Below are 19,930 nucleotides of genomic sequence, written 5' to 3' on the forward strand. Positions count from 1 at the left end.
GACAGGGCGGGATCGAACATGCATTCAATCGTACCCGTCTTCTCCGGCGCGACGACTGCCGCGTTGTACGTGATCCCATAGGCGCCCCAGCAGAACGGATAGCCGATCTTGCTGCCGGATGCCGGGTTGGTCAGCACCTTGAACTTCTCGGCATGGAATTCCGGAAGGTAGTTTGCCGCGCTCGGCACGTGAGCGTAGTCGACACTGCGGATCAGTCCGTCTCGAAAATAGAGCTGCGGCCAGAAGCCATCGGCCTGGACCAAATCGAATTCCTTGGCACCGCCGACGCGCAGCTTGTTATAAGCTTCGGAATTGCCGTCGAAGAAAGTGGCGACAAACTTGACGTTGTTCTCTTCCTCGAACTTCGAAACGACATCGGGAAGTACATAGGCCTCCCACATCAGCGCCCGCACCGTCTGTGTCTGCGCCCAGGCGGGCCGGATGAACGGCATGCATAGCGCAGCGCCTGCACCGGCGGCTAGGACGGAGCGTCTGCTAATCTTTTTTTCCTGCATAGTGATCCCCTTTTCGATGTTAGTATCTGCGTACTAATTTTCATGGTCTGTGGTATACGTTGAGGCTGGTCTGATCCTCCTGATCGTTCCGGCTTGTGTTGACGGTTAAGCGATTCCATCGGCCTCGATCGAGCCGAGCACATCGTCGAGCACGTCGAGTGCGTGCGACATGTCTTCATGCGTGCAGTCCAGCGGCGGCTTCACCTTGATCAGGTTGCCGAGGCCGGCATAGCGGCTTTCGCCAAAGAGCACGCCCTTCTCGAGACCGCGCCGGTATACTTCCGAGGCGGCCTTTGTGGCTGGCTCTTTGCTGACCCGGTCTTTGACCAGTTCGAGCGAGACGAACAGGCCAGGGCCGCGGATATCGCCAATCAGCTTGCGGCGATCCGCCATTTCGTGGAGCCGCTGTGTTGCAAAGGCGCCGTGGTCGCGTGCCTTGCCGCACAGATCGTCGGCGATGATCGCGTCGATCGTGGCGACGGCCGCCGCCATCGCGACCGGAAACTGACCGAAGGTCAGCGCGTCCTCGCCCGACTCGAAACCGGTCAGCCGCTCGCTCGCCAAGATGCCGGCCAACGGGAAACCTCCGCTGATACCCTTGCCGAAGGTCATGATGTCGGGAACGATGCCGAAATAGTCGGCCGCGAACATTGCACCCGTGCGGCCGAAGCAACTCTGGATCTCGTCCCAGATCAGGATGATGTCGTTCCGGTCGCAAATGTCGCGCACGCCTCTCAGGAACGACAGCGGCAGATCGATGTGGCCGCCATTGCCGGGAATTGGCTCCATCATGATGGCGACGACACCGCCATCGACGCCCTTGTGGATCGTCTCTTCCAGCAGTCGCAGACAGAGCTTTGATTCCATCTCGACATCCATACCCAGCCGCGGACGATAGGGATCGGGATGCGGCACACGGGTAAAGCGCGGCTGGATCGGCAGGAAAGGGTTGTTTGGATGCGGCCAGCTGGCCGCCATCGTGGTCAGCGAACGGCCATGATAGGCGTCCTGCAGCACGATGATATTGTGGCGACCAGGCTTGTTCTTGAACGCAAGCTTCATGGCCATTTCGACGGCCAGGCTGCCGTGCAGGCAGTAGCCGATGCGATTCAGGTCGCCGGGCGAGATCTCGCGCAGCTTGGCGGTGAGCTTGAGCAGTGGGATCGTGTTGAAGTTCGGCCGGGCGTGGGTGATTTCGCGCAACTGGGCGATCGCCGCTTCCACCACACGTGGATCATTGGCGCCGAGATTGTTCGACCACGCCTGGGAGGTGCAGTCGAGATATTGGCGACCTTGGTCGTCCCAGACATACGAGCCTTTGGCGCGCACCAGCGTAATCTTTGCTTCGTCGCCCCCCAATGGATCGTGGATCAGCGACTGCTTACCCTGTTCCAGAATGTTTCTAGAATGAGACGTGTCTGTCTGGCTGATATTCATGGCTCACCTCAACCTATTGGGATGTGGCTGATTATCGGCGTGGACCGCTTGACAACAAGGACGAATAGCTGAACGATTAATTCGTGACGCTTATGAATATCCAAGTTCGCCATGTTCATTCCTTCATCGCCGTCGCGAATGAGAAAAGCTTCGCGCGGGCTGCCGAGAAGCTGAATGTCTCTCAACCAGCCCTGTCGCAGACCATCATCCAATTGGAACAGACCCTGGGCTTTCCAGTGTTTGAGCGCACCACCCGAAGTGTCAGCCTGACGCCGTCGGGCGAAAAGCTGTTGGCTAGGGCGCGGGCGCTTAGCCAATCGCTCGAAGCCCTGTACGGTGAGGCACGGTCGCTGCAACTCGCGCTCAAGAACGAATTGCGCGTTGGGTACATGATCGGTACCGCCGTGCAGTTTATCCCAGCAATCGTTCGTGAGTTTGAGCGAATTCGTCCGGGTGCCTCCCTCCACCTGCAAGAGTTTGATTTCTCGGATCCGAGCGCCGGCCTGAGAGACGGCAAGGTCGATTGTGGTATCATTCGGCCGCCGATCGACCTTGACGACATCGACCTTGTCGAAATCGCACGCGAGAAATGTGTCGCATGTCTCCCTACGGGACACCGCCTTAGTCGGCAGGAAACGGTTGTGCTCGACGATATACTCGACGAGCCGATCATTGCCGCGCCGGTGCCGGGCGCATGGCGCGACTACTGGTTAGCAAATGACTACCGCGTCGACAGGCCGGCGAAAGTTGTGTTCGAGGCTGCCACCGTCGAATCCGAGCTTCAGGCGGTCGCATCCGGTCGCGGCATAAGCATCACCGCCGACAGCACCGCGCAATACTACGCTCGGCCAGGCGTGGTCTTCAGGCCGATTCGTGACATGCGGGAATGCGTCATCGCCATCGGTTATCGAGGCACGCCGAACAAGCTGGTCGCAGATTTCATTTCGGTGGTAAACCGGGTTTCCCAAGGCCACGATGGCTAAGTTGGGAGATAGCGGCGCGCCATGTTTCTGCTGTCCATGTCCTCCGCCTAACAGCACCTCGATCGAGGCATGAGGATTGCGGAGTTGCAGGCACTCCCCCGAGAATTCCAGCCTGCCGTCACGCACCCTGGCCGCAGACGCTTCAACACGCCGTGATCATTGGTAGGCAACCCCCGCTTCGCCAGCGGAGGGGAAATCATCCGCGGGTATGATGAAGTCAACAACCCTGCACAGTGCATCCATATCGCGTCGTTCAGGACATATGTCCTTAGTCGCCATGCAGAGCGCTCCCGTTTTCGCGGTCGAAGACGTAAATGCTTTTGGGATCGACGCATAGGGTAAGCCGGGTTCCACGTCTTAGCGAGGCATCAGGCGACACGCGCGCAACGGCCTTCGTGCCGGCGATGATGAAGTGTACCAGGGTATCCATTCCAAGAGGCTCGACAAGCTCTGCAACGGCTTCGATCCGGGTCGATATTTGGCCTCCGTTTGGACTGAGGGATAAATGTTCGGGCCGGATGCCGAGGTCGACTGTCCGCCCCACCGCGTCGGCGAATCTGGAAATGCCTCCAGGCAGTTCGAGACGCGAGCCATCGGACAGGACGCCAATCAGTTGTTCTCCATGTCGTTCTAACGCTGCGCTGACGAAATTCATGCCAGGCGACCCGATGAACCCGGCTACGAACTTGGTCGCCGGTTTCAAGTATAGTTCCTGAGGCGGCGCGATCTGCTCTATCTTGCCGGCATTCATGACGACCACCCTGTCGGCAAGCGTCATCGCCTCGATCTGGTCATGGGTGACATAGACCGTTGTGGTCGGCACCGCCTCGTGGATCTGTTTGATCTCCGCGCGCATCTGGACGCGGAGCTTGGCATCCAAGTTCGAGAGCGGCTCGTCGAACAGGAATACCGCCGGATTTCTGATCATGGCGCGCCCCATTGCAACGCGTTGGCGCTGTCCGCCAGAGAGTTGCCTTGGTTTGCGTTTAAGCAGGTGGCCGATGTCCAGGATCCGGGCGGTCTCGATCAGTCTCGTTTGGATTTCACCACGTGGCGTCTTCTTCAAACGCAGCCCGAACGTGATGTTGTCCTCAACCGAAAGATGCGGGTAAAGCGCATAATTCTGGAAAACCATGGCGATGTCACGTTCTCCCGGCAGGAGGTCGTTAACCCGTCGCTCGCCGATTTTTATCTCTCCACCCGTGATGGTCTCGAGTCCGGCGATCATGCGCAGTGTGGTGGATTTTCCACATCCGGAAGGGCCGACCAGCACCACGAACTCGTGATCCTTGATGCTGAGGTCGATTCCGTGGACGGTTTGAACGTCCCCATAGGCCTTGACGACTTTGTTCAGCTCGATGGCGGCCATAAGCCCTCCGGTGTTGGGTCTTGGCGCTTATCGATCGCGGACGAGGATGTTATCGCTCTTGAGCCAGAATGGCGCGAAATAGAGCGGTGTCGAGGAAAGCGGCAGGATGTCCGCCCGTAGTTCCACGCCAATCACGTTCTTCATGAAATCGCGGCGCGCGGCGATGCGCTTGAACGTCGACGGATGCTTGACCTCGATTTGGGATCTCAGCGGTGCGTCGGCAAACACCACGGCGTCCTCGCAGTTCAACGCCCAGCCGACTGCGATCGGCGTCGGGATCACGTCGACCTGGAAATGCATGCCCGAGCGGATGCGGTCGTTCGAGCCAGGCCGAACCGGGCTATGTGTCCACTCCTCGTAGCCGCCAAGATGCCCCGGATTGAGAGCCGGCCCGAGCTTCGATTTTGCGAGCGTCGATACTACCGTTTCATGAAGAGTGCCGCCCTCGACGCCGATCGTGGCCGTCTCGTACCAGGAAATCAGGCCTTGAAAATAACCCTTGGCGATAGCGAGAAACTCGTCGTTGGCGACATCGAAAAGGCCCGCTCGGGAGGAAAGACCGCCCCAATGTCCGATTGCGGTCGTAACACCGTCGCCACGCTTGAGCTTGCGGCCCGTTGCGCTTCGCAGGCCAATCACGGTTTCACCCTTGCTGGCCGACGCGAACATGGTGTGGACGTTCAGCGGGTCTCCAGCATATCCCATGCGCGAGACGGCATCGAACTCGCTGTCACCCTCCTGGACCCCGGAAACGATCCTCCACGTCGCCAGTGAGCTGCGTGTTGCAGCCCATTCGAACGCCGCGATCTGATCAGCATCGACGGTGACGGCGACGCCGTTTTCCGGGTGCATCAGGATATGGGTCGCATCCCGCAGCCTGCCGGAAGGGCCGACCGCTCGCTGAAACGCCTGTACGTAGACCGCGGGGACGAAATAGGCTGTTTCGGAAGCTTCGTCCTCAAATGGCTCGAGATACTTCCAGCCCACCAGCCCTATGGTGTCGCCTGCCTTGATTCCAGCGTCGCCAAGACGGTCGGAAAAGCGAGGGAAACGAGAGCGATCCTGCGCCATGAGGCTCAGGGTCTGGCTCAAAAGCACCGTCACTCCCGACAAGCGCGCGAGTGGAGCGTAGCTTTCGGACTCGTTGCCGGTGAGCAGTACACGCTTGTTGTTCGGCCCAAGAAGAAGGAAGGCTTCTTCGAAGCGCGGCTCGAAACCCGTCAGGAAAGCGATGTTGCCGAAATGCTCCCGATCGGCATAAACGGCCAGCCAGTCGCACCCCGCTTTGTCATAGGCGGCGCGGACACGAGCATCATATATCTCAGCGGGAACGTGCGGCCTTTCGCCGAGGATGCCGAAGTCCGGCAACCGAACGGATGTGAGGGAAATGGTCATTTGGCATCCTTTTGTTTGTGCCGGCGCGAGAGCTGTTGAAATTGGCTGCGAGGGAGATCAATCGCCGTACATCCGGGCCTGCGCGTCCCATTCGAAATCTTTGTCGAGAGGGTAGGTCGGACGAGGCAACAGGTTCCATTGCAACTGCGTCATGTCCAATTGCGAGGTGCCGTCGCTCAGCAGCAGGATATGGCGAGCCGAGACATCTTCGAGCTGAGGATGGAGATACCCAAGCTTGACGACATATGCCTTGTGCTCGGTTGGACTGATGTCCATTGCAACGAAATGGTGCGGCGTGGTTATGCCGATGGCATTGGCGTGGAATGTTGCAATCACGTTGCCGCTTCGCACCGTGGCCCACGCGCCCTCCTTGGATCGGTATGGCTGAAATCCCGGCAGCACCAACTCTTCTCCGCATGCCTCCACGAGCACGCTGACGCGGCGCGCCGTCTTCGGACGGGAAAGATGCTCGGCCCCCAATTCGATTTCCACCGTCGAGCCGACACCGGCCTGGACGAGTTTACGGACAGTCTCGGGAGCTGTAATGCCGGCGACAACGACATCGCGGACCTGTTCGTCGTCGAGCGCTGCCTGCAAGACAAGGGTCAGATCTCCGGCCGCACCGGCCGTGGTGTTGTCTCCCGAATCGGATACGAACACGGGGCGCTGCGGGCATTCGACCGCGAGTCTCAGTCCCTGCCGAACCTCGGCGGTCTCCATCTTGAGATTGAATTCTGCGCGCTTCGCCCATATGGCTTGCGCCAACCGTGTGGCCTGCACGCGCGCCAGCTCGGCGTCGCCGTCGCTTACTGCAATCGCCGATACGGCGGTCCAGGGCCTGTCGTTCCACGCGAATCCGACAAGGATGTTCGCCTCCATCATGCCTGGCACGCTGTCGTATTCGGGCAAGGAGCCATAGAGGCTTTTCGCGGGCTCCAGGGTTGTGACTGCCGTCTCCCCGGGGACGAGAATTGGTAGGCTCACGACGGATTTCTTGGGCGTAATGCCGGTTCGAATGACCCGGATAAGCTGGTCGGCGGCTCGGTACCCCGTCTGCCTGTCGTCACGATGCGGCGCGGTGCGCAGAACGCTGATGACCGTGGACGCCTCGAGAAGTTCCGGAGTCATGTCGCCATGGAGATCGAGCGACACGCCGATCGGCACATCAGGCCCAAGGACATTCCTGATGGCCTGAATGAAATCGGTGTCTGCGTCGATGTCCAAACCCTGGACCTCCAACGCGCCATGATTGGCAACGAGCATCCCGTCGAACGGCCCGCGTTCGCTGATGAGCGCGAGCGTCTTTTCCTTGACGTCTTGATATGCCGACAGTTCCAGCGGCCCGCCGGGCAGCGCAGTGGCCCAGTACAACGGGACCGCCTCGACGTCGCTATCCTGCGCCATGCGCGCTAGCATGCCCCGGACCATCCAGACATCGCCTTCGGACAAGTCCCTGCCGGTGTAGTGTTGTATCGCGTCCTGCGTGGTTGGAACCGGAGAGGCGAGCATGATTTCAATGGAGAGGCCGACGATAGCTATGCGCATTCTCTGACTTTCGGATGGACTTGGATTGAGTTCATGGAAGGACGTGCGGAGAATCGAGACCCGTGACACCGTCCAGCGCGAGTGCGACACCACCGAGAAACGGGCTGACCGTCGACAACTGCGAGAAAATGACCTTGGTCTGGACCGACATCGAAGGATGCGCCAGTCGCTGCAGGGCGCGTTCGACCGCTGGCCGAAGGTAAGGTTCTGCGCTCGCCATATCGCCGCCAAGGCAAACCAATGGCGGATTGAAGATGTTCACGAGACTGGAAATCGCAGAACCGAGGACTGCGCCAGCATTGTCGAGCACACCGACAACGACCTCATCATTCGCGTTGGCGCGCTCAATGATCTCTTTGAAGGAGGATGGCAGATTGCCGGTCAGCCTGCCGATCTCCTCTGCTAGCGCAGGCTCGCAAAGGTAGGCTGAAAGGCAACCCGAGGCGCCGCAGGAACAATAGCGGCCTTGCGGGACCACCTTGATATGTCCCAGTTCTCCCGCCAGTCCCGTCGAACCGCGATAGATGTCGCCGTCGAGGAATAGAGCGCCGCCGACGCCAGAGCCCGAGAACAGATAAATAAAATCTCTGACGTCGACGCATTCACCGAACATGTATTCCGCCATCGCGGCGGCCTTGCCGTCATTGCCCGCAAAAACGGGAGCATCCAGTGTGGAGGAGAACATATCCACCACAGGGACGCCGCGCCATCCAAGGACGGGAGCGTGAAGCAGTACGCCCTCGTCCGTGAGGAGGCCTGGAAGTGAAATGCCGACTCCGAGCGTCTCGCTGTCGCGACCGCATTCACTGACTATTTCCTTCACACCCCGAGCGACGACATCGGCGACCTCGTCGAGTTTTCCATCGAAAGCCTGGACCTTGGAGCACACAGGGATTCCGTCGAGTGCGGCGGCGACATAGCCGATTGTGTCAGCCTCGATCTGAACGCCAACGATCAGACCGCTTTCGGGAGAGATGGTGAGGCCTTCCATAGGGCGACCAGGTTTGTTGCTGGTCGCCACAGGGTTGCGTTCAACCAGTCCCAACTCACTGAATTGATTGACAATGGAGGAGACGACAGACTTGTCGATGCCCGTCTTGGCGACGATGTCGCGCTGCGAAACGTTAGGCTCGATGCGTATCCTGTGAAAGATCGCATTGGCATTGAAATGCCTGATGTACGACTTGCTCAAGCCTTGCTCCGATATTTTTCTTGTTTTGAGAATAATTCATACGAGGAGGCCGTATGGGTTGTCAATCGACGAACACCTGTGAATTTCATTTTTCGTATAAATATCGTTATATATCAATCTGTTGTGGAAATTGTCTTCATCGTAGGACTCGCTCACTGGGATATTTTGAACGCAATCTGTTGACGCACATCGTTTTTTGGAGGTAGGTTTTTCTTGTTTACAGAATATATGCCGACGGCAAAACGCTCGGCTCAACAGAGGGTAGAACAATGAGTAACTTGAAATGGATCGGCATGGCGCTCGGGGTGCTCGCGAGCGCATCAGCGGCCAGGGCCGACGGTCCGAAGGAGCTTTGGCACTATTATGCGGCGGGATCTGAAAAGGCCGGTATCGAAGCCCTGATCGCTTTCGCCAACAAGCAGAATCCCAACAACCAGATCGTCGGCAAGGTGATTCCGGGCAACGCCGTTGAAATGCGTCGTCAATTGCAGACCGCGTTCATGGGAAACACGCCGCCCGCCGCCTATCAGAGCTCGATGGCATCGGAGCTGAAGACGTTCGTCGACAGCGGCAAACTCCATGATCTCTCGGAGACCTGGGCAAAAATCAAGGGCGACGAGATTTTCCCGGAGGGCGTTCAGCGGGTCGTCAAGATCGGCGGCAAGCCCTATGGCATTCCCTATGACCTGTCGCTGATCAACAACATCTTCTACAACAAGGCCATCTTCGAAAAAGCAGGGCTTCAGCCTCCCAAGGACTACGAAGGCCTGGTGGCCGCATGCGACAAGCTGCGCGCGGCGGGCGTGGAGCCTTTGGGCAATGCGGGGGGGCCGTTCTGGAGCCTGTATAACTTCTACGCGCCCCTCGTCTCCACTGTGGGCACCGAGGGCTACTACAAGATCGCGAGCGGCGAACTCGGCTTCGATAGTCCGGATTTCCGCAAGGCCCTCGACCTCTACCGCAGCACCATGGTGAAGTGCTACGCCAAGAACTGGAGCGGCAAGACCTGGACTCAAACGGCCGACGATGTCGTCAACGGCAATACCGGGATGTTCATGATGGGCGCCTGGGCGGCGGCCTATTTCAAGCAGGCGGGTTTCGCACCCGTTGAGAAGTTCGATGTGTTTCCAGCGCCAGGGACAGAGGGCAAGGCGATTTTCCAGATGGATGCCTTTGCGGTTCCGGAAGGACCGGCCGATACGCTTGAAACCGCTGAAAAATTCGTCATCTCCGCGGCGTCGGCGGAAGGTCAGGCGGCATTTGCCGTTCCGAAAGGTTCACTCGCACCAAATGTGACGGTTGATCCGTCGATCTACGATGCCGTGGGTGCCAAATTCGCGAAGGAACTGGCGGATGCATCAAAGGCCAACGCTGTGCTGCCGAACCTGTTTTTCCTGCTGCCCACCAAGGTCGGCACGGAATTGGGCGTCCAAATGGAGAAATTCGCGATCGACCCCTCCGATGCAAACGAAAACGAGATGATAACGACGCTTGAGGGCTTGCGGCAGGAAGCTTTGACGGAGGGATCTTATCTGAAGTGGTGATACCGTGGTCGGGCCGACACATGTCGGCCCGACATCCAGGGACGTTGACGATACGATTTGTTGATTCCGCTCGCCGAGAGAACAATCCGACATGCCGAACTTCCAACTTATGCGCCGGAAGTTTCAGACCGAAGGGGTGACCCACGCAATCTTTCTGTCGCTTCCTGTAACCCTTTTTGCCGTTTTCTATGTCTATCCCATCGTTTCCACATTCAATCTGTCGCTTCACAGCTGGGATGGTTTCTCACCCTCTCCGAAGTATGTCGGGCTGCAGAACTACGTCGTGCTGCTTCACCAATCGCGCTTCTTCCACGCTCTTTTGAACAACATTTCCTGGCTCGTCTTCCTCCTGCTTGGGCCAACGAGCCTCGGCCTGCTCCTGGCGGCTTTGCTCGACAGGGGCATGAAGGGAGAATCGGTGTTCCGGGTCATCTTCTTCCTGCCCTTCACGATCCCGGCCGTGGCCGTGGCCGCGATCTGGCGCTGGATGTATGAGCCGACCAATGGCCTGCTGACGACAGTCATGCGGTCGGTCGGGTTGGGTGGCCTGGCTCAGAACTGGCTGGGGGACCCCTCGATCGTCAACTTCGCGCTCATGGGCTCGATGATGTGGTGGACGACGGGTTTCGCCTTCCTGGTGTTCTTCGCGGGCCTTCGCAATATTCCGGTCGAGTACATAGAGGCCGCGAGGATCGAGGGGGCGACGCCCTGGCAGGTCTTCTGGAAAGTCAGCTTCCCGCTTCTATGGCCCTCCACGATCGTCGTCCTCGGTATGGCCGCGGTCGACGCGATGCGCCTGTTCGATATTGTCTGGGCGATGACCAATGGCGGCCCCGCATATGCCTCCGAGGTCCTGGCCACGCAGATGTACGACACCGCCTTCGGTAGATTCGAGATGGGCCGCGCCAGCGCGATTTCGGTCTACCTTCTGGTGATCGCCGGGGTCATCATCATGCCCTACATCTACCAGCTGGCAAAACGTGTCCAGGACAGCGAGGCGGAATAGATGAACACTGCAACCGCCAAGCGCACGGCTCTACCGTTTTCGATCCTGGTGGCGGCGGCGGCGATCTTTGCCGCCCCCCTGGTCGTTGCGTTCCTGACGTCGCTCAAATCGCCGTCCGAAATAACGCGAGTGATCGCGTTGCCGAACGAACTCTTCTTCCAGAATTACGCCATCGCCTACGAGCGGATGGGGCGAAGCTTCCTGAACTCGATTGCGATTACGGTGCCATCCGTGATCCTGTCGCTGCTGGTGGGGGCGATTTCCGGCTATCCGCTTGCCTACATGCGCGGAGCTGGCGGACGGGTGGTCTATCTTTTCCTGCTGACGGGCATGCTCGTTCCCTTCCAGATCGTCCAAATCCCTCTGTTTTTTCTGATCAGGGCGATTGGTCTTTACGACACTATTCCCGGCATGTGGCTGGTCCACACCGCCTACAGCGTTCCCTTCTGCACCTTCTTCATGCGGAATTTCTTCGCGTCGGTACCCAGGTCGATGTATGAGGCGGCACTCATCGACGGCTGCAGCCCGGCAGCCTACTTCTGGCGGCTTCTTCTTCCGGCGTCGGGATCAGGTCTCGCCGCTCTCGCGATCATCCAGAGTCGCGCCATCTGGAACGACCTTCTCTTTGCCATTACCTTGACAACGAGCGACGAGGCCAGACCTGTCACGGTGACGATAGCCGGTTTCGCCAGCAGCCTGCAGGTTGAATACGGTCCGCTGATGGCCGCCACGCTTATCTCGCTTCTGCCGGTGATGCTCGCCTACCTGCTCTTCCAAAAAGCCTTCGTGCGCGGTTTGCTCGGGGGAGCCGGGAAATAATCGGATCCAGATCCATCAGATCTGAAATAGTGATCACCAGTTTTAGTCTGACGCATGCTTGGTTGAGTCAACGACGTCTCCTTACGATGAGGTGGCGCCAGCTCGACGTCGTCGACAAGCGCGCGTCAACGCACTATTCCAAGCCCCGCTTCGAGCTGTTCGCCGAACAGCCGGCTGCCTATCGCGCGTCCGTCATCGGCAATACGCCGGTCAAGATCGCTGTCGAGGCCGCCATTCGCCAGGGCTGGGATTGCTTCATTGGGCGGGATGGCGATTTCGTCGGCATGCAGTCCTTTGGCGCATCCGGCCCGGCAAGGATCTGTTCCGGCATTTCGGCATAACCGCCGAAGCGATCGTCGCTGTCGCGCGGAGCAAACTGCCCCCTGCGAGATAAGGCCGAGGCAGGCCCGCAATGTCCCAGAACCATGCCTGCGGAGTGGTGCCAGGCGAACTGAGGATCGGAAAGATGGTTGGTGCAGATGGCGGATGATCCGTTTCCATCGCAAGCGCATCCGTGCATGAATGTCTCGACGGGCGCTCGGCGACATCAGTGGAAGTTCCATTACGGCAAACTGCGTCCTGCTACATGTTAAAGTGCTACATATTGTGACACAGACAGATCAAGACCTTTCCCAATCCAGCCCGATATCGAGGATCGGCGCACTGTGTGTGATCCAGCCAATCGAAATCAGGTCGACGCCGGTCGCGGCAATTGCAGGGGCCTTCTGCGCGGTCACGCGGCCCGATGCCTCGGTAATCGCCCGTCCGCCAACCATCGCCACGGCCTGGGTCAGCTGCTCGACCGACATGTTGTCCAACAAAACCGCGTCGGCTCCGGCCGCGAGTGCCAGTTCGAGCTGCTCAATCGTGTATGAATGGGATGGTTTGAGCGAGCTCGAGCGTTCGGCGCTATAACGGACTACGGCTCTGCAAATATATCCGCCGTGCTCCCGGGCTGATCGAGCCTCCAGATGCGGGCCATGCAGCGGCGCATCTCGTCAGCGGTGGCGCCGCCTCGAAATTCGGCAAGGCGTATGGCCTTGGCTTCCAGTTCCTGTTTCGCAAGCGTGTTGCCGGGGTCGCCCTTGGGCTCGTCGACGCGGGCATCGAGTTTGCGGCCGTCAACGGTCGTGATGCTCACCTTGCCGACCCATTGCCGGGGGTAAAGGGTGTCGACCTCGGCGTCGCGTTCCATCCGCACCTTGGCCCGGAAACGGGCGACGCGGGCGTCGGCAAGTGCGTGGCGTTCGAAAGCGTCGAGGTCGGCGACGCCATGGACGGCGATGAGCCCCAACACCGTACCCATGGAGAACTTCGCCTGATGGACGGTTTGCGGAATGACCACCGCGCCCAGGACATCGATGGCTCCCTGGTGGACATGGGTCACCACGTTAGTGATGTCGTCCGGACCGAGCCCTTCGCGGAGCATGAGAGACTGCAGCGCGTCAGCGGCCGGATGGGTGTGCCGGCAGGCGGCGTGCCATTTGAAGGACGTCTCCTCGGTTGTCCAACGGCTGCCGAGGCCGTCCGTCAGGCGGGCCGGATCGGCGTCGCTGGACATGCCTGCCGCCATGCCCTTTTTCCCTTCGAGGATCTGCGCGGCCCCCTTGAAGCCATCGCGCGCCAGATAGGCAGAAAACAGGCCGTTGGCGGCCGCTCGCGCCGTATGAAGCTGCTTGGAATCGGCGGCATCACGCAGGAATTCCCAGAGCCCCGCCGCCTGGGTGCCGGCGGAGCCGAGCGCATGGTTGAGGCCGGCTGCGTCCAGCCCGATCAACTTGCCGACCGCTGCGGCCGCGGCGACAGCGCCAGCCGTGCCGGTGGTGTGGAATATCTCGTAGTGCGAGCGTCCGAGGAACTCGCCAACACGAATACCCGTCTCGTAACCGGCTATGCAGGCCGTCAGGATGTCGCGGCCGGACTTGTTCTCGGCCTCGGCAACCGCCAGGACGGCCGGAAAGATCACTGCCGCCGGATGAAAGACCGAGCCGTTGTGAACGTCGTCCTGTTCCACGACATGGGAGGCCGCGGCGTTGACCATCGCCGCAAAATAGGGGCTGGTGCGCCGCCGCGTCGGGATGATGGTGCTTGGGCCGTCCGCCGGCCCCATCGCGCGCGCAAAGCCATCAATCATCTCGACCTGGTGCGCGCCCTTGCCGGCCAGCGCCGAGCCGATCCAGTCGATCATCAGTCCTTGCGCGAAATGAACGACGCGGGGCGGAATTTGTTCGAAGTCGAGTGCGGCAATGAAGGCGCAGAGCCTGGCGGTCGGCCAGTCGGCGGTGTCCGTGCTCATCTGTTGCTCCTCCTCTGCATGCCCTTTAGACCAAAGCGGCTCGGCGCAGCACCTGCCTTGCACGTTCGATCACCGGCCGATCCACCATCTCGCCGTTGACCTGGCTGGCTTCGCCGGATGAGGCTGCGCCAATGATGTCGCGTGCCCATGTGATTTCATTTTCGCTCGGGCGAAAGCCATTGCGAATCGGCTCGATCTGCCTCGGGTGAACAGCCATCTTGCCGCCGAAACCCATCTTCATGGCATGGCGTGCGTCATCTTCGGTGATTTCGGGACTGCTCAGGTCGGTCGTCACGCCGTCGATCGGCGCGGCCCGGCCAGCCGCGCGCGAACGCCAGACGATTTCGTTGCGCGCCGCAAGCAGGATCAGCCGATCATGCGCGCAACCGAGATCGAGCGAGAAGTCGACCGAGCCGAAGGCAACGGCAACGACGCCGGGCGTGGCCAATATGTCCGGCAGGTTGGCGAGGCCTACGGCGCTCTCGACCAGCGCGATGACGGAAACGCTGCGTGCCATGTGCCTAGTCGTATCAGCAATGTCTTCCGGGCGTTCGGCCTTGGGCAGCATGACGGAGGCGCCGTCGAGGCGCCGCACGGCGTCGATGTCCGCTTCATGCCAAGGTGTACCGGCGGCGTTGATGCGGACCACGACCGCGGATTTCAGCGCGGCTGCATTGGCGACAATTGCTTCGCGAGCGCGGTCCTTGTCGCCAGGGGCGACGGCATCCTCGAGGTCGAGAATAACCGCGTCCGCGCCGCTGCTGTCGGCCTTGGCAAACCGCTCCGGCCGCGAGCCGGGTACGAAAAGCGGCACGACAGGCGTGACGAAGCTCACCATTGCGCCGTGGCCTTGACCGTCACATGGCCGTCGGCAGACCGTACCTCGAGAGCCATGCCGTCCTTGCCTGGGGATGTTGCACTCAGAAGCAGGCGCTGTGGGCCGCTCGCCGGACGCACGCCGCGGAACGAGAAGCGGCGCGGCGCGGCGCCTGCAATAGCGGTGGCGAAGTTCATGAGCAGTGTCGCCTGCAGCGGACCATGGATGACGAGCCCGGGATAATGCTCGACCGTCGTGGCGTAGGGCGCGTCATAGTGGATGCGGTGCCCGTTGAAGGTCAGCGCCGAATACCGAAAAAGCAGCACCGGATCGACGTCGACCGAAAGCTCATGCGGTGCGGTCGGGTTTGGATTTGCTGGCGGGGCAGAGGGCGCAGGAGTGGCTTCGACACCGCGATAGACGATGGTCTGGTCCTCCTCGATCACCGGGCCGGCGTCGTTGGCGATGTCGTGCCGGACCGTGACGAAGGTGAGCGGGCCGGTGCGGCCCTGCTTCTCCTCGATGGCGGTCAATGTCGAGCGGCGGCGGATGCGATCGCCGGAGCGGATCGGAGCCATGAAACGCACATCGCTGGCCGCCCACATGCGGCGTGGAAGCGGCACCGGCGGCAGGAAGCTGCCTTTGGCCGGGTGCCCGTCAGGTCCGAGTTCGCGCCTATCGGCAATATCGGGCGTCAGGCACCAGTGCAGTCCCGGCGTGGCCGCGCCCTCCGCAGTTTGCGCTGCGTAGTCGCCAAGCGTGGCGCCAAAGCTGGCCAGCAGGCGCGGGATCACAACATCCTCGACCTCGTATGTGCGTCCAACCCATTCCTGCAGCGTGGTTGTGTCCAGGCTCATGAGTTTCCTCGTCAAGCGGCGAATTCGGACCGGATCCGGTCTGTGTCGGCGCCAAGGGCGGGAACGCTGGGGACCGTTGCGAATCCCTCCGACCGCCCTGCCGGCATCGGCACGGCGATGCGCCTGCCGTCCGGCAGCGCCACCTCTGTCCGGCGCAACGCCTTGTGGTGCGGCAGGTCGCGCATTGCGCTCACACGGCCCCAGGCGATCTGCGCCTCGTTGAGACGGTTTATGGCCTCTTCGCAGTCGATTGCCGCGAAGATCGGTTCGATCTCGGCGTCGAGCGCCGTGCGGTTGGCCACCCGCCAGGCATTGGTGGCGAAGCGTTCGTCGGCGAACAGATCCTGTCTTTGCAGCACGACGCTGCAGAAGCGCTTCCATTCATTGTTCTGCTGGATGGACACGACCACGCTGCCGTCCCGACAGGCATAGGGTCGATAGGGGTAGATCGAAGCGTGCGCCAGGCCATATCTCTGGGTCTCGCGGCCCGCATATTCGTAATGCAGCAGCGGCACGGCCATCCAGTCGGCCATGGCGTCGAACATGGCAATTTCGACAATGCGACCGCGCCCGGTCTTCTCGCGCGCCAGCAAGGCTTCGAGGATCGCTGCATGGGCATTCATGCCGGTGGCGATGTCAGCGGCGGAAACCCCGACCTTGCTCGGCGTGTCCGGCGTGCCGGTGACGGCACAGATGCCGCTTTCGGCCTGCACCAGCATGTCGTAGGCGCGCATGGCCGCGTAGGGCGTGTCCTGCCCGTAGCCGACGATGTTGATGGCAATCAGCCGAGGGAATTTTTCCGCAATCACATCGGCGGAGAGGCCGAGCCTGTCGATGGCGCCCGGCGCGAGATTCTGCACCAGGACATCCGCGCGCGCCACCATCCGGTGCAGCAGAGCCAGGTCGTGCTCGGTCTTCAGGTCGAGAACCGCGCTTTCCTTGCCGCGGTTGAGCCAGACGAAGTAAGCCGACATGCCTTCAACAGCGGAATCGTAGTGACGCGCGGTTTCGCCTTCCGGGCGCTCGATCTTCACGACGCGTGCGCCGGCATCGGCGAGGCGGACCGTGCAGAGCGGAGCGGCGACGGCCTGCTCGATGGAAACGACAAACAGGCCCTCCAGCGGGCGGGCGTCGTCAGACATTGCGCTGCACCCCGGAGCGGGCGAGCACACCAGGCTTCAGCCGCTCGTTCTTGCCGTAATCCTCGGCGGCGTGGAAGAACAGATGCGGCGTGCCGTCAATGTCCTCGAGCCGCTTGCGGTAGGCTTCCAGATAGGCCTTGCGGCCATCGTCGCCGACACGGCCCGGCATATAGGCGACGAAGGGCGGCAGCACGTCGAAACCGGAATAGCGCAGCAGACCATTGTGGATCGGCCACAGCACCGTGAGGATGTCGCCATCGATGCCGTCGGGCGCGTAGGTGTCGGCCGATGTGCCCGTGGTGGCGGCCACCATGGCGAGCTTTCCCCTGAACATGCCGGTGTCGTATTTGCGGCCCGGCAGATAGGCGAAACCGCGCGCGAAGACACGATCGGCCCAGCCCTTGAGCATTGCGGGCATTCCGAACCACCAGACCGGGAACTGGAACAGCACGAAGTCCGCCCGCTTCAGTTTCTCGATCTCGGCGCTGATGTCGGCCGACAGTGCGTCGGCCTCGTAGGCTACGGTCTGCTCGCGCGGCAGGCTGAAGAAGTCCGCATCGTTGCGCTCGCCTGATATGTCGCCCGGCCCTGCGACAGGATTGAAGCCCTTCGCATAGAGGTCGCTGACGACCACATCGTGGCCTGCGCGGGTCAAGGTTTCCACAGCCAGATCCTTCATGGCGCCGTTGAAGGATTTTGCTTCCGGGTGTGCATAGACAATGAGGACGTTCACGGACGACTCCTAGTAGGAACGCGGTAGTCCAAGCACGTGCTCGGAAAGGTATGACAGGATGAGGTTGGTCGAGATCGGCGCGACCTGATAGAGACGCGTCTCGCGGAACTTGCGCTCCACATCGTACTCTTCCGCGAAACCGAACCCGCCATGCGTCTGGATGCAGACATTGGCGGCCTCGTTCGAAGCGTCGGCTGCCAGCATCTTGGCCATGTTGGCTTCAGCGCCGGGGTTCTTGCTGGCCTCGTAGAGGTTCAGCGCCTCGCGCACCATCAACTCGGCCGCGCGCATGTTGGCGTAGGCTCTTGCGATCGGAAACTGGATGCCCTGGTTCTGGCCGATCGCCCGGCCAAACACATGCCTTTCCTTGGCGTAGGTGCCTGCCTTTTCGATGAACCATTTCGCATCGCCGACGCATTCGGCTGCAATCAGGATGCGCTCGGCATTCATGCCCGAGAGGATGTAGCGGAATCCCTTTCCCTCTTCGCCGATCAGGTTTTCGGCCGGCACGCGCAGATCGTCGAAGAAGACTTCGGTGGTGGCATGGTTCATCATGGTGCGGATCGGCCGGATGGTGAGGCCGTTGCCAACGGCTTCGCGCATGTCGACGATGAGGACGGAGAGGCCGTCGGTCTTCTTCATGCCGTCCTTGAGCGGCGTGGTCCGCGCCAGCAGCAGCATCAGATCCGAATGCTCGGCGCGGCTGGTCCAGATCTTCTGGCCCTTGACCACGAAATGATCGCCATCAAGGCGAGCCGTGGTCTTGAGCGCGCCGGTATCCGTGCCGCTGGTCGGTTCCGTGACGCCGAAGGCCTGCAGGCGCAATTCTCCTGCGGCGATCTTCGGCAGGTATCGCTGCTTCTGGGCTTCCGAGCCGTGGCGAACAAGCGTGCCCATCGTGTACATTTGGGCATGGCAGGCGCCGCCATTGCAGCCGGCGCGCTGGATCTCCTCCAGCACGGCAGCGGCGGCCGAAAGCGGCAGGCCCGCGCCACCATACGCCTCGGGGATCAGGATCGAGAGCCAGCCGGCCTGCGTCAACGCTGCGACGAATTCACCGGGGTAGGTCATGTCCCTGTCGAGTGCGCGCCAGTATTCTCCGGGAAAGCGCGCGCACAGCCTGGCGACGGCATCGCGAATGTCCTGATAGGATTCCATGGGGTTTGTCCGGCTTTTCGTCTTGCTGCGGCCTCACTATCGCGCCTCCATGTCCTGTCAGCAATGCAAGGCAGACGTGAGCAGATATAGCAGAATTCGAATGCTTATGGCGGGGGGCCGAGAAGCTGGCCAACCCAGACGGCCCGCCCGACAAGATCCTTGACGACGTCCTCTATCGCTTGTCCGGCAAACCGCGCCAGCCGCGAGGCAGGCCGGTCCGCCGGGTACGCAAGGATCAGGCGGCGCACAGGCACCGGGTCGATCAACGGCGCGGCGGTGAGCAGCCCGGCGGTCACGTCGGCATGGATGGGAGCGAGCGGCAGGATCGTCCAGCCATGTCCGTTGCGCACCAGGTCCTTCAGCGCCGAGTACGAATCCGCTTCGATGCCGACATCGAGCGTGATGCCGGCATCCGTGGCGCAGCGTTCGACGATGATGCGCAGCCCGTGCTTGATGCTGGGCAGCAGTAGGCGCTTGCCGGCGAGCGAGGCGAACGATACGGCGCGCACGGTTGAAAATCCCGCGTCCGGCGGTCCGATCAGGAAGAGGTTTTCCAGGAGCAGCGGGCGCGAGCGCAGTGAACGTGCCATGCGTGGGTCGTAGAGCACCGCGACGTCCACCTCGCCGCGGTGCATCCAGTCCAGCAAATAGCCGGTGTAGGCGCTGACAAGTCTGAGTTTGGCCTTGGGGTGGGCCTTGCCGAAGGCGGCCGCCAGCGGCAGCGAGATAATGTCGGCCACGGTGGGTGGCAGGCCGATGGCCACTTCGCCGGTCAGCGGCGCATCGGCGGGCGTGGCCGTGGCGCGGATCTCGTCGATCTCGGCCATCACGCGCATGGCGTGCGTCAGCACCTCCTTGCCCTGCTCGGACAGCACCATGCCGCGTCCGTGGCGCAGGAAAAGGGCAAAGCCCAATTCCTCCTCCAGCATGCGCACCTGCCGGCTGAGCGCCGGCTGCGCGATGTGCAGCCGGTCGGCAGCCTTGCTGAGGCTGCCGAGTTCAGCGACGTGGATCAGGGTGCGTAGCTGCGACAATTCCATGAGCTATTGAATATCATTATATCTGGTCACAAGAAAGAGACGAAGATTAGATCGGACGGCCGAGGTAACCTGGTTCCAATCC

At 61.0% G+C, this 19,930-nt stretch carries 17 protein-coding genes and 2 pseudogenes; 5 read left to right on the forward strand and 14 right to left on the reverse strand.

Going from position 1 to position 19,930, the window contains the following annotated elements:
• Positions 1 to 452: PotD/PotF family extracellular solute-binding protein (locus tag EN993_RS14835; protein ID WP_245468825.1), on the reverse strand; the 452-nt coding region annotated here is incomplete at its 3' end.
• A 168-nt stretch (positions 453 to 620) separates the two neighbouring features.
• Positions 621 to 1,952: an aspartate aminotransferase family protein gene (locus EN993_RS14840; protein ID WP_109660081.1), complete on the reverse strand. Its 1,332-nt coding sequence runs from the start codon at positions 1,950 to 1,952 to the stop codon at positions 621 to 623.
• A 92-nt stretch (positions 1,953 to 2,044) separates the two neighbouring features.
• On the opposite strand from EN993_RS14840, the gene EN993_RS14845 reads away from it, so the two are divergent.
• On the forward strand, positions 2,045 to 2,935 hold the full coding sequence (locus EN993_RS14845; RefSeq protein WP_127263869.1) for a LysR family transcriptional regulator: 891 nt from the start codon (positions 2,045 to 2,047) through the stop codon (positions 2,933 to 2,935).
• A gap of 268 nt (positions 2,936 to 3,203) precedes the next feature.
• On the opposite strand, the gene ugpC is transcribed toward EN993_RS14845, so the two are convergent.
• The 4 genes from ugpC to EN993_RS14865 are packed head-to-tail and all read right to left on the reverse strand — an operon-like array spanning position 3,204 to position 8,436.
• Positions 3,204 to 4,304, reverse strand: a complete 1,101-nt coding sequence (gene ugpC, locus EN993_RS14850) for a sn-glycerol-3-phosphate ABC transporter ATP-binding protein UgpC (protein ID WP_109660085.1) — start codon at positions 4,302 to 4,304, stop codon at positions 3,204 to 3,206.
• A 27-nt stretch (positions 4,305 to 4,331) separates the two neighbouring features.
• Positions 4,332 to 5,699: a M24 family metallopeptidase gene (locus tag EN993_RS14855; protein ID WP_127263871.1), complete on the reverse strand. Its 1,368-nt coding sequence runs from the start codon at positions 5,697 to 5,699 to the stop codon at positions 4,332 to 4,334.
• Between the two features lie 57 nt (positions 5,700 to 5,756).
• The gene (locus tag EN993_RS14860; protein WP_127263873.1) at positions 5,757 to 7,244 is read right to left on the reverse strand and encodes a M81 family metallopeptidase; all 1,488 of its coding nucleotides are present in this window, start codon (positions 7,242 to 7,244) and stop codon (positions 5,757 to 5,759) included.
• Positions 7,245 to 7,275: 31 nt separating this feature from the next.
• Positions 7,276 to 8,436, reverse strand: a complete 1,161-nt coding sequence (locus EN993_RS14865; protein ID WP_127263875.1) for an ROK family transcriptional regulator — start codon at positions 8,434 to 8,436, stop codon at positions 7,276 to 7,278.
• Positions 8,437 to 8,729: 293 nt separating this feature from the next.
• Here EN993_RS14865 and EN993_RS14870 point away from each other — a divergent pair, with 293 nt between their 5' ends.
• The 4 genes and pseudogenes from EN993_RS14870 to EN993_RS14885 all read left to right on the forward strand — a co-directional run.
• Entirely contained in the window at positions 8,730 to 9,980 is a 1,251-nt protein-coding gene (locus EN993_RS14870; RefSeq protein ID WP_245468830.1) for an ABC transporter substrate-binding protein, read from the forward strand.
• A 136-nt stretch (positions 9,981 to 10,116) separates the two neighbouring features.
• A complete protein-coding gene (locus EN993_RS14875) occupies positions 10,117 to 10,986 on the forward strand; it encodes a sugar ABC transporter permease (RefSeq protein ID WP_245468828.1) in 870 nt (289 codons plus the stop codon).
• Positions 10,987 to 11,805 carry a carbohydrate ABC transporter permease gene (locus EN993_RS14880; protein ID WP_109660098.1) on the forward strand — a complete coding sequence of 273 codons (819 nt, stop codon included), beginning with the start codon at positions 10,987 to 10,989 and terminating at the stop codon, positions 11,803 to 11,805.
• Positions 11,806 to 11,957: 152 nt separating this feature from the next.
• Positions 11,958 to 12,199: pseudogene (locus EN993_RS14885) on the forward strand (transketolase); the annotation flags it as partial.
• A 226-nt stretch (positions 12,200 to 12,425) separates the two neighbouring features.
• Here EN993_RS14885 and EN993_RS14890 read toward each other — a convergent pair.
• From EN993_RS14890 to EN993_RS14925, 8 genes and pseudogenes are all read right to left on the reverse strand, one after another.
• A pseudogene (locus EN993_RS14890) lies at positions 12,426 to 12,674 on the reverse strand (nicotinate-nucleotide diphosphorylase (carboxylating)); the annotation flags it as partial.
• Between the two features lie 50 nt (positions 12,675 to 12,724).
• Positions 12,725 to 14,101, reverse strand: a complete 1,377-nt coding sequence (locus tag EN993_RS14895; RefSeq protein ID WP_127263880.1) for an MmgE/PrpD family protein — start codon at positions 14,099 to 14,101, stop codon at positions 12,725 to 12,727.
• 25 nt (positions 14,102 to 14,126) lie between these two features.
• Complete coding sequence (locus EN993_RS14900; RefSeq protein WP_127263882.1) at positions 14,127 to 14,939, reverse strand: CoA ester lyase; 813 nt, start codon at positions 14,937 to 14,939, stop codon at positions 14,127 to 14,129.
• Complete coding sequence (locus EN993_RS14905; RefSeq protein WP_127263884.1) at positions 14,933 to 15,775, reverse strand: MaoC family dehydratase N-terminal domain-containing protein; 843 nt, start codon at positions 15,773 to 15,775, stop codon at positions 14,933 to 14,935. The genes EN993_RS14900 and EN993_RS14905 overlap by 7 nt, the downstream gene beginning before the upstream one ends.
• A gap of 11 nt (positions 15,776 to 15,786) precedes the next feature.
• Positions 15,787 to 16,917 carry a CaiB/BaiF CoA-transferase family protein gene (locus EN993_RS14910; RefSeq protein WP_127263886.1) on the reverse strand — a complete coding sequence of 377 codons (1,131 nt, stop codon included), beginning with the start codon at positions 16,915 to 16,917 and terminating at the stop codon, positions 15,787 to 15,789.
• A complete protein-coding gene (locus EN993_RS14915) occupies positions 16,910 to 17,650 on the reverse strand; it encodes an NAD(P)H-dependent oxidoreductase (protein ID WP_127263888.1) in 741 nt (246 codons plus the stop codon). The genes EN993_RS14910 and EN993_RS14915 overlap by 8 nt, the downstream gene beginning before the upstream one ends.
• Positions 17,651 to 17,659: 9 nt before the next feature.
• The gene (locus EN993_RS14920; protein WP_127263890.1) at positions 17,660 to 18,808 is read right to left on the reverse strand and encodes an acyl-CoA dehydrogenase family protein; all 1,149 of its coding nucleotides are present in this window, start codon (positions 18,806 to 18,808) and stop codon (positions 17,660 to 17,662) included.
• Positions 18,809 to 18,912: 104 nt separating this feature from the next.
• On the reverse strand, positions 18,913 to 19,848 hold the full coding sequence (locus EN993_RS14925) for a LysR substrate-binding domain-containing protein (RefSeq protein WP_109660113.1): 936 nt from the start codon (positions 19,846 to 19,848) through the stop codon (positions 18,913 to 18,915).
• Positions 19,849 to 19,930 lie beyond the last annotated feature (82 nt).

It is taken from the genome of Mesorhizobium sp. M7D.F.Ca.US.004.01.2.1, from assembly GCF_003997785.1.
Taxonomy (GTDB): Bacteria; Pseudomonadota; Alphaproteobacteria; order Rhizobiales; family Rhizobiaceae; genus Mesorhizobium; species Mesorhizobium loti.

Excerpts from the sequence above, each read along its gene's own strand:
- EN993_RS14860 (WP_127263873.1), bottom strand. The coding sequence starts at position 7,244 with ATGCGCATAGCTATCGTCGGCCTCTCCATTGAAATCATGCTCGCCTCT.
- EN993_RS14905 (WP_127263884.1), bottom strand. The coding sequence starts at position 15,775 with ATGAGCCTGGACACAACCACGCTGCAGGAATGGGTTGGACGCACATAC.
- EN993_RS14840 (WP_109660081.1), bottom strand. The coding sequence starts at position 1,952 with ATGAATATCAGCCAGACAGACACGTCTCATTCTAGAAACATTCTGGAA.
- EN993_RS14920 (WP_127263890.1), bottom strand. The coding sequence starts at position 18,808 with ATGGAATCCTATCAGGACATTCGCGATGCCGTCGCCAGGCTGTGCGCG.
- EN993_RS14925 (WP_109660113.1), bottom strand. The coding sequence starts at position 19,848 with ATGGAATTGTCGCAGCTACGCACCCTGATCCACGTCGCTGAACTCGGC.
- EN993_RS14845 (WP_127263869.1), top strand. The coding sequence starts at position 2,045 with ATGAATATCCAAGTTCGCCATGTTCATTCCTTCATCGCCGTCGCGAAT.
- EN993_RS14880 (WP_109660098.1), top strand. The coding sequence starts at position 10,987 with ATGAACACTGCAACCGCCAAGCGCACGGCTCTACCGTTTTCGATCCTG.
- EN993_RS14895 (WP_127263880.1), bottom strand. The coding sequence starts at position 14,101 with ATGAGCACGGACACCGCCGACTGGCCGACCGCCAGGCTCTGCGCCTTC.
- ugpC (WP_109660085.1), bottom strand. The coding sequence starts at position 4,304 with ATGGCCGCCATCGAGCTGAACAAAGTCGTCAAGGCCTATGGGGACGTT.
- EN993_RS14900 (WP_127263882.1), bottom strand. The coding sequence starts at position 14,939 with ATGGTGAGCTTCGTCACGCCTGTCGTGCCGCTTTTCGTACCCGGCTCG.
- EN993_RS14855 (WP_127263871.1), bottom strand. The coding sequence starts at position 5,699 with ATGACCATTTCCCTCACATCCGTTCGGTTGCCGGACTTCGGCATCCTC.
- EN993_RS14910 (WP_127263886.1), bottom strand. The coding sequence starts at position 16,917 with ATGTCTGACGACGCCCGCCCGCTGGAGGGCCTGTTTGTCGTTTCCATC.
- EN993_RS14870 (WP_245468830.1), top strand. The coding sequence starts at position 8,730 with ATGGCGCTCGGGGTGCTCGCGAGCGCATCAGCGGCCAGGGCCGACGGT.